This is a genomic window from Streptomyces canus (assembly GCF_001514145.1).
In the GTDB taxonomy this organism is placed as follows: domain Bacteria; phylum Actinomycetota; class Actinomycetes; order Streptomycetales; family Streptomycetaceae; genus Streptomyces; species Streptomyces canus.
On the sequence record NZ_KQ948660.1, the window covers coordinates 389,004 to 403,641 of the forward strand.

Genomic DNA, 14,638 nt, shown 5'->3' on the forward strand with positions numbered 1-14,638 from the left:
AAGCCGTGGCAGCGGACGCGCCGGCCGCGGGGGGGGGCGGGAGGCCTCCGTGGGGTGGACACCCCAGCCGCGGAAACGCGTGGCGGAGCACCCGCCGACCGCGGAGGCCGTGGCAGCGGACACGTCGGCCACGGGTGGCAGGGGACCGCGGCGAGACAACGCCACCTGCGGAGAGCTGGTGGCGGAGCACGCACCAGCCGGGGGAAGCCCCGGCAGCGGACACATCGGCCCACGGAAAGCCGTGACGGGGCACGCGCCGACCGCGGAAAGCCGTGACAGCGGACGCGCCGGCCGCAGGAAGCCGTAGCGGTGGAGCCGCCAGCCCCGAGAGGGCACGGCGGTGACCGCGGGCCCGTCAGTCGTTGTCCCTGTCGTCCGGCGCGTCCAGGCCGTCCAGGAAGGGCTCTATGGCGGCTCGCCATGCCTCCGGCTGGTCGTAGTGGACGAGGTGGCCGGCGTCGGCGACCTCGGCGTACTCGCCACGGGGCAGGACGCGGACCATCTCCTGGGCCTCGGCGCGGCCCAGTTCGCCGTCGAGGCCGCGGACGACCAGGGCGGGACACCTGACCTGGGTGAGTTCCTCCCAGTGGGCGTCGTAGACCCAGGTCTCGCGGGAGGACAGCATCTGCTCGGGCTCGAAGACGGGGCGCCAGCCATCGGGGGACTCGGCCATCACCTCGGCGTAGAACTCGCCGCGCGCCGGGTTGGGCCGCTCCACCCAGGGGTCGTCCTCGCCGAACCACTTGCGGACGTCGGCGAGCGTGGCGAAGGGGACGGGCCAGGCCTTGAACCACTCGCCCCACTCCCGCTGCGAGGCGGCGCCGAGCGCGGAGGCCCGCATGTCGCAGATGATCACCCCGCGGACCAGGTCGGGCCGTCGCGCGGCGAGCTGCCAGGCGGTGAGGGCGCCCATGGCATGGCCGATCAGGACGGTCGGGGCGAGACCGAGCTGTTCGAGGGCGGCCTCGGCGTCCTCGACATACGCGTCACGGGTGAAAGCGGCCCGAGGGGGTTTGTCGCTCTGGCCGTGACCGCGCTGGTCGAGCGCGACGGCGCGGTAGCGCTCGGAGAGCCAGCGGGCGGTGGACGCCCAGTGCGAGGCTCGGCCCATCAGGCCGTGGAGTAACAGCACCCCGGGTGATCGTTTCTCCGGGGCTTGCGGGTGGTCCCTCGCCTGATCCGTCGGGTCGGTCTTGGGAGGGTCCCCGAACTCCCAGGCCGCAAGACGTACGCCGCCCGCCCCGGTCACGTCGATGCGCCGCGCCATTGGCACCCCCCTAGCTCCGCCGGACCGCCCGCTCCCGCTCGAGCCGCCCTGTGAACCGTGTCCTGTCTGCCGTGCCTGTCCTGTCTGCCGTTGCTGTGCCGTACATCTCTGCAGCGCACGTCCCGTGCGTCGCGTCACTCGCAGATTATCGAATACACATTCGGATATGGGCCCTCGGAACGGCAACACCCCTCGTTCGAGTGACCTCCCTCAAGGAATGATCGCCGCCGCCGAGGGGAGATCTTCAACGGGAGGCGGACCGCTCGGGGAAATCGGTCCGAGGGGAATGACCCTGAGAGCTCGGGGCTCCGGGTCAGCACAGGGGAGGACCGGCCCCGGCACCGAAAGGTGCCGGGGCCATCCACATGTCTACGGCACATCCGCCCGCCCCCTCAGGTCATATGCCCCACGCGACAGCCTCGCATGGGAAGCGTCGAAGCGCTGCGGTTCCGCGCAGTGAATCGGCGCCGTCAGCGCTTGGCCACGAACACATGCGAGGCAACGTCCGACTCCAGCTCGGCCGCCTCGCCACCACTGCCCACCAGCACGCCGCCCGCCGACTCCGTCACGCTCACCACCGAACCGGGCTGCACACCCGCCCGACGCAGCGTGTACATCAGCTGCGCGTCCGTCTGGATCGGCTCGCCGATACGGCGCACGACGACCGTCTTACCGTCGAGACCCGGGTCCAGCTCGGCCAGCGACACCATGCCCTCGTCCAGGAACGGATCGGCACCGTCCTTCTCGCCCAACTCCTCCAGACCGGGGATCGGGTTGCCGTACGGCGACTCGGTGGGGTGGCGCAGCAGCTCCAGCACCCGGCGCTCCACCGCCTCGCTCATCACATGCTCCCAGCGACACGCCTCGGCGTGGACCTGCTCCCACTCCAGGCCGATCACATCGACCAGCAGGCACTCCGCGAGCCGGTGCTTGCGCATCACGCGCGTGGCCAGCCGCCGGCCCTCGTCCGTCAGCTCCAGATGCCGGTCACTGGCCACCGACACCAGCCCGTCGCGCTCCATCCGCGCCACGGTCTGGCTGACCGTCGGCCCGCTCTGGTCGAGCCGCTCGGCGATCCGGGCGCGCATGGGGACCACACCTTCCTCCTCCAGCTCGAGGATGGTGCGGAGATACATCTCCGTGGTGTCGATCAGTCCGGACATACGTGCCCCTTGATGAGATTGCCGGAAGCACGACAGCTTCCCGGCGCGTGCGCTGGCCCTGGCATCAATTCTGCCGGATACCACTGACAAGCGTGCCGCGCCGTTGAAACCAAGCGGTTACGACCAGGCTCGCGGCCGTATTGACATCCCACTGGTCCAGACCGCACGGTGATCCGCGACACGGCGACGAAGGGTTGGACGACGCATGGGCGAGACGGGCTCCGCGAGCGCTGACGGCAAGCTGTCCGGTCAGTTCCTCGACGCCGCGATCGGGCTGCTGCAACGGGTCCGGGACGAGGAGGCCGAGTCCGTCGCGACGGCCGGTGGACTCCTCGCCGACACCGTAGCCGCCGGTGGCCGCCTCTTCGCCTTCGGCGCCGGGCACTCCTCGCTCGCCGCACAGGACCTCGTCTACCGGGCCGGCGGACTCGCCCTCATGAACCTGCTGACCGTGCCGGGGGTCGTGGGCGTCGACGTCATGCCGGCCACCCTCGGCTCCGCCCTGGAGCGTGTCGACGGCCTCGCGAGCGCCGTCCTGAGCTGCTCGCCCCTCCGCGCGGGCGACGCCCTCGTGATCATCTCCCTCTCCGGCCGCAACGCCCTCCCCGTGGAAATGGCCCTGACCGCGCGCTCTCTGGGCGTGAAGGTCATCGGCGTCACGTCGGTCGCCTATACGACGGCGACGAAGCCCCGCCACAGCTCCGGCACCTTCCTCAAGGACCACTGCGACGTCGTCCTCGACTCCAAGATCGCCGTCGGCGACGCGGAACTCTCCCTGGACACCATCCCGGCCCCCTTCGCCCCCGCCTCCACAGTCGTGACCTCGGCACTGCTCCAGGCCGTGATGGCGACGGCGGCCGGCGCACTGGCGGAACGGGGGATCGAGCCACCGCTGCTGCGGTCGGGGAACGTGGACGGCGGGCTGGAGTGGAACGACCGGGTGTTCGAGGAGTACGGGGACCGGATCTTCTACCGGCAGTAGTCAGAACGCAGACGACCCGCGAGCTCTGGTCCCTCTGCCTTGCGGCGAGGGAGCCGGCCGGACGTACCGGCGAGCTCGCGGGTCGGGTGACTGCTTGGGATTGGGCCGGCTGTACACGTCTGTCGCGCACTGGTCCGGCACCGCACAAAGTGTGGTGGCGAGCCGCTAGCCCGCAGCCACCTCTTCCGTCCGGTATTCATACATCTGCCGAACCACCTCCCTTCTGAAGTATCAGCCACTCTAAGAAGTGCTCGACCACCGATCAACCCGTTTTTCGGGACGCTGGCCTTGTTGGTTCTGTCCGGCTGCTGTAGCCGTATCCGTCGCCCCGCTGCAGGGACGTTGAATCGGCCCGCTGATGTGGTGAGGCTGTGCTGTCCGTTGGCTCGGACAGAGACGCGGCCGGTCCATGTGCCAGCCCAGTTACCAGTCGGAACCTTGGCTCTTACGAGATCCCCGGTGGCGTACCCGAAGTACTGCTTGGTGCGACTCCGGCGGAGCCGGGGAAACCCGAACCGGTCAGGAGTGGTGCGGGCGTAAGACCCGCGTCCGGTTGCTTTGACCACGAGTACCTGCTGGGGATACCGCACGATGGCGTCGCCGCTTTCATGATCCAAACATCCGACGGACAGCGGGCCAAGAACAACACCCCCGTCGAGATCTTCTTCGCCGACCAGCCCGACCGGCTGGCGAAAGATCGTCCGGCAGCTGAGAACGCCACTCCAAGACGCCGCCGCTATGAATGCGACGCGGTGGCGGCTCACTGGTTGCAGGGGGCGCAGGCGAGGACGAGGTGGGAGATGCGGCTGGAGCCGCCTCGGCTGCGGGGTCTGACGTGGTCGACGTTCAGGGGTACGCCGGTGGCGTCGCAGTAGGCGCAGGCGTTGTTCTAGGGGATCTCGTCAAGTTGACTCGTCCGCCAGGAGGGTCGGACAACGATTAGCGTTCCGCGCATGACAACGCGACGAGCGATCCTCAGTGGTTCGACCTTCGAGGAGCAGATCGGGTACGCACGCGCCGTGGTCGACGGGGACTGGGTGCACGTGTCCGGGACGACGGGGTTCGACTACGCGACCATGACGATCTCGGACGACGTGGTGGAGCAGACCGAGCAGTGTCTGCGGAACATCGGGGCCGCACTGACGGAGGCGAAGTGCACGTTCGCGGATGTGGTGCGGGTGCGCTATCTGCTGCCCGACCGGGATGACTTCGAGCCCTGCTGGCCGGTCCTGCGCCGCCAATTCGGCGATGTCCGGCCGGCCGCCACGATGCTCATGTGCGGCCTGGCCGACCCTCGGATGAAGATCGAGATAGAGGTGTACGCCCGGAGGGGGAGTGGTGACCGTGACTGATCTGCGGATCGAATCCGTCGTAGGGGACGAGATGGCCGAGGAGTGGCGGTACGTGCACAACGTGATCGTTCCTCCCGCCGCCATGGGGCTCGAAGACGTACGGGAGCGGAGTCGGCGGTACCGGCTGGAGAACGCGTATCTCGGGGACACGCTCGTGGGGTGCTCGACGGTGCGGCCGCCGGAGGGGGAGGACGCGGTGGCGACCGTCATCGCGCGCGTACTGCCCGATTACCGGGGGCGGGGTTTCGGGACGGCTCTCTACGAGAAGGGTCTTGATCATGCGCGTGTGCTCGGCGCCCGGGTGATCGAGACATGTGTGCTGGCCGTCAATGGGGACGGAGTGCGGTTCGCGCTGGCGCGCGGGTTCGTCGAGGTCGACCGGTATGTGCTGGACGGCGAGAGCGACGAGTGGATCGACCTGCGGCTGGAGCCGGACCGGAGAGCTGTTTGAGGGGATTCGGATCGTTTCCGGCGTACAACGATTCCTTCAATCTTGCGGGAATCTGGTGTGTGCTGCGTCACGTTCGAGTTGAATGATTGTTAGTGAGTGAAGCAGCCGGCAGGGGGTCCAGGTGAGTGCTTCCCGGCGTAGTGGGACCACCGACGAGCTGGGGCCGGACGGGCCCGGGCCGGACGGTCCGGAGGGCTCGGGCGGCGGCTCGGACCTGCTCGCCGCGCTCCTCGACGGGATGGACGCGGCACTGTGTGCCTTCGACGCGGACGGTGTCGTCACCCATTGGAATCGTGAGGCGGAGCGGATCCTCGGCTGGACCGCGGCCGAGGCCGTGGGGCGGCACGGGTTCGCCGGATGGGCCGTACGGCGGGCGGACGCCGAGGAGGTCGAGGCGCGGCTGATGTCCGCCATGCAGGCGCCCGGGCGGCAGGTGCACGAGTTCGCGCTGCTGACCAAGGACGGCGGCCGGGTGCTCGTGCGCACCCAGTCGGCGGCCGTACGCGGGCCCGACGGGGAGCCGGCCGGGGTGTACTGCGCCTTCAGCGAGGTGCACACGCAGATCGACCTGGAGCGGTCGATCGCGCTGAGCGAGGCGCTGTTCGAGGATGCCTCGTGGGGTGTCGTGCTCGTCGACGCCGATCTGCGGCCCGCCGTGGTCAACGCGCACGCGGCCCGGTCGCTGGGCATCGGGCGTACGTCCGTGCTGGGGCGGCCCCTCGGGGAGCTCCTCGCGCAGGGCGTGGAGGAGCTGGAGAGCGCGCTCACCCATGTGTTGGCCGAGGGCGCGCCGCCGGCGCCGGCCGAGATCTGGGTCGGGGTGCGGACACCGGACGGCGAGAAGCGGCGCTGCTGGCGCTGCGGGTTCGTGCGGCTGGCCTCGCCGCTCGCGGAGGAGCCGGTGCCGTTGGGTGTCGGCTGGCTGTTCCAGGACGTGACCGAGGCCAAGCAGAGCGAGCAGGAGGCCTCGCTGCTGCGGTTCCGGACGAATCAGCTGCACCGGGCGGCCCGGGCGGCCGCGGAGTGCGAGGACCCCGTCGAGGCTGCCGTCGTCCATCTGGACTTCGCCCTTGCCGGGTTCGCCGACCACGCGCTGATCGACCGGGTGTCCGGGGGCGCGGTGGCCGACGGCGAGGAGACCGGTCCGGCCCGTCTCGTACGGGTCGCCGCGACGCCGTCCGGGGCACCCGGGCCGAGTCTGCAGGCGTCGGGCAAGGCCGGGTTGCCCGTGCGATACGGGGAGGGGCATCCGGCGCTGCAGTGCGTGGACCGGATCGGTTCGGTGCGGGCGAGTGTGGGGTCGGTGTCGGGTGAACGGGCCCGGGAGTGGGCCGTGGCCCGGCAGTGGCCTCCGGATGTGGTGCACGCGTTGTGCGCGGTGCTGCGGAGCCGGGGGCGGACGCTGGGCGTCGTGACGTTCCTGCGGGGGTCCGGGAGGGGCCAGTTCGAGCGGGGCGACGCGGTGTACGCGGAGGACGTGGCGGTCCGGATCGCCGCGGCGCTGGATCTGGGCGGGGTGGTGGGGCGGGCGTAGGGCCGTGTCGAGCCGCTTCTTCAGGGGCTCAGCCGCTCCACCCGCCAGCTCCCGTCCGCCTCCGCCACGTATCGCAGCCGGTCGTGGAGGCGGTTCTCGCGGCCCTGCCAGAACTCGATCGTCTCCGGCGCGACTCGGAAGCCGCCCCAGTTCGGGGGGATCGGGACCTGTTCGCCCTCGGGGTAGCGGGCGGCCAGTTCGGCGTAGGCGGTGTCGACCTGGTCGCGCGTGTCGATCACGGAGGACTGGGCGCTGGCCCAGGCGCCGAGCTGGGAGCCGTGGGGGCGGGTGCGGAAGTAGGCGGCGGTCTCGTCGCGGCCGGTGCGGCGGGCGAGGCCGGTCACGATGACCTGGCGGCCCATGGGGTGCCAGGGGAAGAGCAGGCAGACGTACGGGTTCTGTGCGAGGTCCCTCGCCTTGCGGGAGTCGTAGTTCGTGTAGAAGACGAAGCCCTGTTCGTCGAACTGCTTGAGGAGCACCGTGCGGGAGCTGGGGCGGCCCTCGGCGTCCGCGGTGGAGACGATCATGGCGTTCGGCTCGAAGAGGTGTGCCTCGGTCGCCGCCTGCTTGAACCAGCGCGCGAACTGTTCGACGGGGGTGGCGGCCAGGTCGGTCTCGGCGAGACCCTCCGCGCGGTACTGCTGGCGCATGGAGGCGGGGTCCGGGGCGGCGGCGTCTGCTGCGTCGGTCACGCGGTCATCTTGCCGTACGGATGACTGACTCACCGATGGTGGCACTGAGTGCCGCTGAGGCTCCCCAAAGGTGGCACTCGGGGATATCGTGGCGTCATCCGTCGTACACATCATGAGGAGCCGCCTGATGTCCGACTTCGACCCCGGCTTTGTCCCTGGCCTCGAAGGAGTCATCGCGTTCGAGACGGAGATCGCCGAACCGGACAAGGAGGGCGGCGCGCTGCGGTACCGGGGCGTCGACATCGAGGATCTGGTCGGCCATGTCTCGTTCGGCAACGTGTGGGGGCTGCTGGTCGACGGCGCCTTCAATCCCGGTCTGCCGCCCGCCGAGCCGTTCCCGATCCCGGTGCACTCCGGGGACATCCGCGTGGACGTCCAGTCGGCGCTCGCCATGCTCGCCCCGGTGTGGGGCCTCAAGCCGCTGCTCGACATCGATGCCGGGCAGGCGCGTGCCGACCTGGCCCGGGCCGCCGTGATGGCCCTGTCCTACGTCGCCCAGTCCGCGCGCGGGCAGGGGCTGCCGATGGTGCCGCAGCGGGAGATCGACAAGGCGCAGTCCGTCGTCGAGCGGTTCATGATCCGCTGGCGGGGGGAGCCGGATCCCAAGCATGTGGCCGCCGTGGACGCCTACTGGACGTCGGCCGCGGAGCACGGGATGAACGCGTCCACGTTCACCGCGCGCGTGATCGCCTCCACGGGGGCCGATGTCGCCGCCGCGCTCTCCGGGGCCGTGGGTGCCATGTCCGGGCCGCTGCATGGCGGGGCGCCCTCCCGGGTGCTCGGGATGATCGAGGAGATCGAGCGGACCGGGGACGCCGAGGCGTACGTGAAGCAGGCGCTGGACCGGGGTGAGCGGCTGATGGGGTTCGGGCACCGGGTGTACCGGGCCGAGGATCCCCGCGCGCGTGTGCTGCGTCGTACCGCGCGGGAGCTGGGGGCGCCGCGGTTCGAGATCGCGGAGGCGCTGGAGAAGGCGGCGCTGGCGGAGCTGCATGCGCGGCGGCCGGACCGGGTGCTGGCCACGAACGTGGAGTTCTGGGCGGCCATCGTGCTCGACTTCGCGGAGGTCCCGGCGCACATGTTCACGTCGATGTTCACGTGTGCGCGTACGGCGGGATGGTCGGCGCACATTCTCGAGCAGAAGCGGACGGGGCGGCTGGTGCGGCCTTCGGCGCGTTATGTGGGGCCCTCGGCGCGGGATCCCCGGGACATCGAGGGGTACGGCGACATCGCCGACTAGGCCAGCGCCTCGTTCAGCAGGACCGCCCACTGCGTCACCACACGGTCGCGTCTGGCCGCGTCGTCGGTGAGGAGGTTGGCCAGGCCCAGGCCTCTTGCCATGTCCAGGAGGCCCTGGACCGTTTCCCGCACTCCCGGGCGTGACTCGTCCGCGCCGAGCAGGTCCACCGCGATCCGGTGGGTCTCCCGGCCTACGCGCGCTTCCAGTTCGGTGACCTGGGGGCGCAGTTGTTCCTCGTTGGAGGCGGCGACCCAGAGGTGGAGGGCGGCGCGGAACAGCGGGCCGGTGTAGAGGTCCACGAGGGCTGAGATCACCGCGCGGCGGTCTTCGGCCGCGCCCTGCGGGAACAGGGCGCGCAGGGCCGTGGAACGCTCCTCCGCCACGTATTCGACCGCCGCCGTGAAGAGGTCCTCCCTCGTCGGGAAGTGGTGCTGGGCGGCGCCTCGGGAGACTCCGGCGCGTTCGGCGACGACGGTGACCGTGGAGCCGGCCCAGCCGTGTTCGGCGAGGCAGGCCACGGCGGCTTCGAGGAGGCGCTGCCGGGTGGCCCGGCTGCGGTCCTGCTTGGGTACGCGTTCGGCGCGGTCGCCGATCGTGGTCACACCAGCCATGAGGGATCCCGTCGTTCCAGGAAGGCCGTCATGCCCTCGCGCGCGTGCGGTGAGGCGAACAGCCGGGCCGAGAGCGCGGTGAGGTGGGCCGCGTCCCGGTCGAAGGTCTCCAGCACCCTAGCCGTGAGCAGCTGTTTCGTCTCGGCCAGGGCCTCGGGGGCGGCTCGGCGCAGACCGTCCAGGATCGGTTCGAGTACGTCGTCCACGTCGTCGCCCGCCGCCGTCACCAGGCCGATGCGGGCGGCCTCGGCGGCGTCGAAGCGCTCGCCGGTGAGGTAGTGGCGGGCGAGGGCGCGGGGGTCGGTGCGGGGCAGCAGCGTCAGTGAGATGACCGCGGGGGCGAGACCGATCCGTACCTCGGTGAAGGCGAAGGTCGACTCCGTGGACGCGGCGGCGATGTCGCAGGCGGCGAGGAGGCCGAGGCCGCCCGCGCGGACGTGGCCGGTGACGCGTGCGACGACCGGCTTGCCGAGTTCCACGATCTGCCGCAGGAGCCCCACCAGGGCGGCGGGGTCCGGGGGGTCCTTCAGATCGGCGCCTGCGGAGAAGGTGTTGCCGGTGTGGGTGAGGACGATCGCGCGCACGGCGTCCTCCTTGGCGCAGTCCGCAAGGCAGGAGGCCAGCTCGCCCACGAGCGCCGCCGACAGGGCGTTGCGGTTGTGCGGGGAGTCGAGGGTGAGGGTTTCGATGCCACGCGCGCGCGTGCGGCCGATCAGTGTCATGCGCGCTCCCTGAGCTGTCGTCGGAGAATCTTGCCGGAGGCGGCCCGGGGCACCGCGTCGATGAAGGTGACCTGGCGGACGCGTTTGTAGGGGGCGACGCGCTCGGCGACGTACATCATGACCTCGCCCTCGGAGAGCTCGGTGGCGGTCGGCTGGCGGACGACGAAGGCCTGCGGGACCTCGTTGCCGTCGTCGTTGTAGACGCCGATGACGGCCGCGTCGGCGATGCCGGGGTGGGTGAGCAGGAGGGCCTCCAGTTCGGCGGGGGCCACCTGGAAACCCTTGTACTTGATCAGCTCCTTGACCCGGTCGACGACGAACAGCCAGCCGTCGGCGTCGACATGGCCGACGTCTCCGGTGTGCAGCCAGCCGTCGGGGTCGATCATCGCGGCGGTGTCGTCGGGGCGGCCGAGGTAGCCCTTCATGATCTGCGGGCCGCGGATCAGGATCTCACCGGGTTCGCCGACGTCGAGGTCCTTGTCGGGGTCGTCGAGGGAGACGATCCGCATCTCGGTGCCGGCGATGAGCTTGCCCACCGTCCCGGGGGGTGCCTCGCGCATGGCGGACAGGGGGACTACGTGGGTGCCGGGCGAGAGTTCCGTCATGCCGTACGCCTGGCCGACGGGCGGCAGGCCGAGCCGGGCCGAACAGGCGGCGGCGAGCCGGGCGTCCAGGGGGGCGGCGGCGCTGACGATGTAGCGCAGGGACGACAGGTCGTAGTGCTCGACCAGGGGGTGCTTGGCGAGGGCGAGGACGATGGGCGGGGCCACGTACAGGCCGGTGATGCGGTGGTTCTGGATCGCCGCGAGGAAGGTCTCCAGGTCGAAGCGGGGCAGGACGACGACGGAGGCGCCGAGGCGCAGGGGTGCGTTCATGAGGGCCGTGAGGCCGTAGATGTGGAAGAAGGGCAGGACCGCGAGGATGCGGTCCTCGGGGCCGGCCGCCATCAGTGGTTCGAGCTGTGCGAGGTTGGTGGCGATCTGCCGGTGGGTGAGCATCACGCCCTTGGGGGTGCCGGTGGTGCCCGAGGAGTACGGCAGTGCGGCCACGTCCGTCGCCGGGTCGATGGTGAGGTCGGGCTCGGGGGCCGTCGAGGACAGCATGTCGATCAGGGAGCGGTGGCCGGGTGCGCTGTCGCAGACGAAGATCTCCCGTACTCCGCCCGCGAGTTCGGCGGCCCGCCGTGCCGTCTCCAGGAGGGGGGAGACGGTGACGATCCAGCGGGCGGCGGAGTCACCGAGCTGCTTGGCGAACTCCTCCGGCGTGGAGAGCGGGTGCACGGTCGTGACGGAGGCACCGGCGCGCGTGGCGGCGTAGAACGCGGCCGGGAAGGCGATCGTGTTGGGGCTGTGCAGCGCGAGCACGTCCCCCTTGGCGACGCCCGCCTCGGCGAGACCGGCGGCGACCCGGCGGTGGAACCGGTCGAGCTGTCCGTAGGTGAGGGTGGCGCCGTCGGTCCCGTCGATCAGGGCGGGTGCGTCACCGAACTCGGCGGCTCGCGCCAACACGGCGTCGTGGATGGGGAGTTCTACCGGCGTGACGTCTGCGTACTCGCTGCGGAACATGGTTCCTCCAACACGGCCTAGTACGACTTGGGCAGGCCCAGGGTCTGGTGGGAGACGTAGTTGAGAATCATCTCCCTGCTCACCGGTGCGATACGAGCCACGCGCGCGGCCGTTATCAACGAGGCGAGCCCGAACTCACGGGTGAGGCCGTTGCCGCCGAGGGTGTGGACCGCCTGGTCCACCGCCTTCACACAGGCCTCCCCCGCGGCGTACTTCGCCATGTTGGCGGCCTCTCCCGCGGCCACGTCGTCTCCCGCGTCGTAGAGGTGGGCGGCCTTCTGCATCATCAGGCGGGCGAGTTCGAGGTCGATGTGGGCCTGGGCCAGGGGGTGGGCGATGGCCTGGTGGGCGCCGATGGGGGTGTTCCAGACCGTGCGGTCCCTGGCATAGGTGATCGCCTGCGAGAGGGCGTAGCGGCCCATGCCGATCGCGAAGGCGGCCGTCATGATGCGTTCGGGGTTGAGGCCGGCGAAGAGCTGGAGGAGGCCCGCGTCCTCGTCGCCCACGAGGGCCTCGGCGGGCAGACGTACGTCGTCGAGGGTCAGCTCGAACTGCTTTTCCGCCGCCTGGAGTTCCATGTCCATCTGGCGGCGCGTGAAGCCTTCGGCGTCTCGGGGGACGATGAAGAGGCAGGGCTTGAGGCGGCCGGTGCGGGAGTCCTCCGTGCGGCCGACGATGAGGGTGGCGTCGGCTATGTCCACGCCGGAGATGAAGACCTTGCGGCCGGTGAGCAGCCAGTCGGCTCCGTCGCGGTGGGCCGTGGTGGTGATGCGGTGGGAGTTGGAACCGGCGTCCGGCTCGGTGATGCCGAAGGCCATGGTGCGAGTGCCGTCGGCGAGGGCGGGGAGCCACTCCTGTTTCTGGGCTTCCGTGCCGAAGCGGGCGATCACCGTGCCGCAGATGGCGGGAGACACGACCATCATGAGGAGGGGGCAGCCGGCTGCGCCGAGCTCTTCTAGGACGATGGAGAGTTCGGCGATGCCGCCGCCTCCTCCTCCGTATGCCTCGGGGAGGTTGACTCCCAGGTAGCCGAGTTTGGCGGCTTCGGACCAGAGTTGTTCTCGGTTGAAGTCGCGGCCGTGGCGTTTGCCCAGGGCGGCTACTGCTTCTCGTAGGGACTTGTGCTCATCGGTTTCGGTCGTGGGCATGTGGCTCCTTCGTTGTGGCTGGTCGCGCCCGCGCGGCGGCAGCCGCAGATTGATACAGTCCCGCGCCCCTAGGTAGATCGAACTACTGCCAGTAGAGAGCCGACCGTTACCTGTTGGCCGACAACTGCATTCAGCTCGCTGAGCGTTCCTGTGTGCGGTGCCGTGATCTTGTGTTCCATCTTCATTGCCTCCAGCCACACCAAAGGCTCTCCGGCCTCTACGGCGGCTCCCTGGGCCAAGCCCTCGGCGATCCGGACCACCGTTCCCGGCATGGGAGCCAGCAGGGAGCCCGGGGCGTGTTGCGTGGTCGGGTCGGGGAAGCGGGGCAGGGCCTTCAAGGTCGTGCTGTTCACGTACACCTGGTCGTCGTACCTGGACACCTCGAACTGCCTCTGTATGCCGTCCGCTTCCAGGACGACGAGAGCCTCGTCCGCGTGGACCACCCGCACCCCGTCCGACTCCAGGCCCTCCCTCGTGTGGCGGTAGTGGACCTCGTGCTCCTCCCCCGCCATCGCGTATCGCTTCGTCTGCGGGGCCGAGTGCAGGTTGCGCCAGCCGCCGAAGCGGGAGCGGCCGGCCGTGTCCGCGAGGGCCGCGGCCAGGGGGGCGTACGGGTCGGAGTGCGGCTCGGTGAGTTCGGGCAGGTGACGGTCGTAGAAGCCCGTGTCCATGCGGGCCGTGGTGAACTCCTTGTGGCGCAGGGAGTTCACGAGCAGGTCCCTGTTCGTGGCCGGGCCGTGGATCGTCGCCCTTTCCAGGGCGCCCGCCAGTTTGCGGACCGCCTCCGCGCGCGTGGGGGCGTACGCGACGACCTTCGCGAGCATCGGGTCGTAGTGGACGCCGATGTCGTCGCCGCTCTCGTAGCCCGTGTCCAGGCGGACGGACGGGGGGACCGACAGGTGGTGCAGGGTGCCGGTCTGGGGGGTCCAGTCCCGCGCAGGGTCCTCTGCGTAGAGGCGCGCTTCGACGGCGTGGCCACGCGCGCGTGGGGGCTCTTCGGGGAGAGGGGCCCCTTCGGCGACGCGGATCTGTTCCGCCACCAGGTCGATGCCGAACACCGCCTCCGTGACCGGGTGTTCGACCTGGAGGCGGGTGTTCATCTCCAGGAAGTGCGCCTGGGTGCCGGAGACCAGGAACTCGACCGTGCCCGCGCCCACGTAGTCCACCGCGCGAGCGGCTCGTACCGCCAGCTCGTGCAGTTCCTCCCTGAGGTCGTCCGGGAGTCCGGGGGCCGGGGCCTCCTCGATCACCTTCTGGTGGCGGCGTTGGAGGGAGCAGTCGCGGGTGCCCAGGGCCCACACCGTGCCGTGGGTGTCGGCGAGGATCTGGACCTCGACGTGGCGGCCATCCTCGACGTACGGCTCGACGAAGACCTCGCCGTCGCCGAAGGCGCTCGCGGCCTCGGCGCGTGCGCTCTCCAGGGCGGCGGCCAGGTCCTCGATGCGGCGGACGACGCGCATTCCGCGGCCTCCGCCGCCCGCGGCCGCCTTCACCAGCACGGGCAGATCTGCCGGTGTCACGTCCCTCAGGGGCGCCAGCCCCATCAGTTCCTTCGCCCGCGTCTTGGACGCCATCGCCTCGATCGCGGACGGCGGCGGGCCGATCCAGACCAGGCCCGCGTCGAGGACGGCCCGCGCGAAGTCGGCGTTCTCGGAGAGGAAGCCGTAGCCGGGGTGGACTGCGTCGGCGCCGGAGGCGATCGCCGCCTTCACGACGAGGTCGGCGCGCAGGTAGGTGTCGGCGGGGGCCGCTCCCGGGAGCCGTACGGCCGCGTCCGCCACGCGCGTGTGGAGGGCGTTGGCGTCCGGGTCCGAGTGCACCGCGACGGTTCGGATTCCCGACTCGGCACAGGTGCGGAAGATCCGGCAGGCGATCTCGCCCCGGTTGGCGACGAGCACAGAAGTGATCACT

Annotated in this window: 14 protein-coding genes; 5 read left to right on the plus strand and 9 right to left on the minus strand. The window is 70.6% G+C overall.

Annotated elements, in window-relative coordinates:
- Positions 1 to 355: 355 nt before the first annotated feature.
- Both AQJ46_RS18535 and AQJ46_RS18540 read right to left on the minus strand, forming a co-directional pair.
- Positions 356 to 1,267 carry an alpha/beta fold hydrolase gene (locus tag AQJ46_RS18535; RefSeq protein ID WP_059206637.1) on the minus strand — a complete coding sequence of 304 codons (912 nt, stop codon included), beginning with the start codon at positions 1,265 to 1,267 and terminating at the stop codon, positions 356 to 358.
- A gap of 470 nt (positions 1,268 to 1,737) precedes the next feature.
- Positions 1,738 to 2,430, minus strand: a complete 693-nt coding sequence (locus AQJ46_RS18540) for a metal-dependent transcriptional regulator (RefSeq protein ID WP_057608532.1) — start codon at positions 2,428 to 2,430, stop codon at positions 1,738 to 1,740.
- Positions 2,431 to 2,635: 205 nt separating this feature from the next.
- Between AQJ46_RS18540 and AQJ46_RS18545 the strand changes: the two genes are divergently transcribed.
- Positions 2,636 to 3,412: an SIS domain-containing protein gene (locus AQJ46_RS18545; RefSeq protein WP_059206638.1), complete on the plus strand. Its 777-nt coding sequence runs from the start codon at positions 2,636 to 2,638 to the stop codon at positions 3,410 to 3,412.
- 760 nt (positions 3,413 to 4,172) lie between these two features.
- On the opposite strand, the gene AQJ46_RS58455 is transcribed toward AQJ46_RS18545, so the two are convergent.
- Positions 4,173 to 4,262 (minus strand): HNH endonuclease, encoded by a 90-nt coding sequence (locus AQJ46_RS58455; protein ID WP_107117297.1) that lies wholly within the window; start codon positions 4,260 to 4,262, stop codon positions 4,173 to 4,175.
- 103 nt (positions 4,263 to 4,365) lie between these two features.
- Here AQJ46_RS58455 and AQJ46_RS18550 point away from each other — a divergent pair, with 103 nt between their 5' ends.
- From AQJ46_RS18550 to AQJ46_RS18560, 3 genes are all read left to right on the plus strand, one after another.
- Positions 4,366 to 4,764 (plus strand): RidA family protein, encoded by a 399-nt coding sequence (locus tag AQJ46_RS18550; RefSeq protein ID WP_059206639.1) that lies wholly within the window; start codon positions 4,366 to 4,368, stop codon positions 4,762 to 4,764.
- 31 nt (positions 4,765 to 4,795) lie between these two features.
- Positions 4,796 to 5,215 (plus strand): GNAT family N-acetyltransferase, encoded by a 420-nt coding sequence (locus tag AQJ46_RS18555; RefSeq protein WP_225887362.1) that lies wholly within the window; start codon positions 4,796 to 4,798, stop codon positions 5,213 to 5,215.
- Positions 5,216 to 5,336: 121 nt separating this feature from the next.
- Positions 5,337 to 6,749: a PAS domain-containing protein gene (locus AQJ46_RS18560; protein WP_059206640.1), complete on the plus strand. Its 1,413-nt coding sequence runs from the start codon at positions 5,337 to 5,339 to the stop codon at positions 6,747 to 6,749.
- A gap of 20 nt (positions 6,750 to 6,769) precedes the next feature.
- Here the strand turns inward: AQJ46_RS18560 and pdxH are convergent, their stop codons facing one another.
- A complete protein-coding gene (pdxH, locus tag AQJ46_RS18565) occupies positions 6,770 to 7,441 on the minus strand; it encodes a pyridoxamine 5'-phosphate oxidase (RefSeq protein ID WP_059206641.1) in 672 nt (223 codons plus the stop codon).
- A gap of 127 nt (positions 7,442 to 7,568) precedes the next feature.
- Between pdxH and AQJ46_RS18570 the strand changes: the two genes are divergently transcribed.
- Entirely contained in the window at positions 7,569 to 8,681 is a 1,113-nt protein-coding gene (locus AQJ46_RS18570; protein WP_059206642.1) for a citrate synthase 2, read from the plus strand.
- Here AQJ46_RS18570 and AQJ46_RS18575 read toward each other — a convergent pair.
- From AQJ46_RS18575 to AQJ46_RS18595, 5 genes are all read right to left on the minus strand, one after another.
- On the minus strand, positions 8,678 to 9,292 hold the full coding sequence (locus AQJ46_RS18575; RefSeq protein ID WP_059206643.1) for a TetR/AcrR family transcriptional regulator: 615 nt from the start codon (positions 9,290 to 9,292) through the stop codon (positions 8,678 to 8,680). The two genes, AQJ46_RS18570 and AQJ46_RS18575, sit on opposite strands and share 4 nt — an antisense overlap.
- Entirely contained in the window at positions 9,280 to 10,014 is a 735-nt protein-coding gene (locus AQJ46_RS18580; RefSeq protein WP_059206644.1) for an enoyl-CoA hydratase family protein, read from the minus strand. The genes AQJ46_RS18575 and AQJ46_RS18580 overlap by 13 nt, the downstream gene beginning before the upstream one ends.
- The gene (locus tag AQJ46_RS18585; protein WP_059206645.1) at positions 10,011 to 11,579 is read right to left on the minus strand and encodes a 4-coumarate--CoA ligase family protein; all 1,569 of its coding nucleotides are present in this window, start codon (positions 11,577 to 11,579) and stop codon (positions 10,011 to 10,013) included. The genes AQJ46_RS18580 and AQJ46_RS18585 overlap by 4 nt, the downstream gene beginning before the upstream one ends.
- Before the next feature lie 17 nt (positions 11,580 to 11,596).
- Positions 11,597 to 12,727, minus strand: a complete 1,131-nt coding sequence (locus AQJ46_RS18590; protein ID WP_059206646.1) for an acyl-CoA dehydrogenase family protein — start codon at positions 12,725 to 12,727, stop codon at positions 11,597 to 11,599.
- A gap of 68 nt (positions 12,728 to 12,795) precedes the next feature.
- Positions 12,796 to 14,637, minus strand: coding sequence for an acetyl/propionyl/methylcrotonyl-CoA carboxylase subunit alpha (locus AQJ46_RS18595; protein ID WP_059206647.1), 1,842 nt, complete (start codon positions 14,635 to 14,637; stop codon positions 12,796 to 12,798).
- Between the last annotated feature and the right edge of the window lies 1 nt (position 14,638).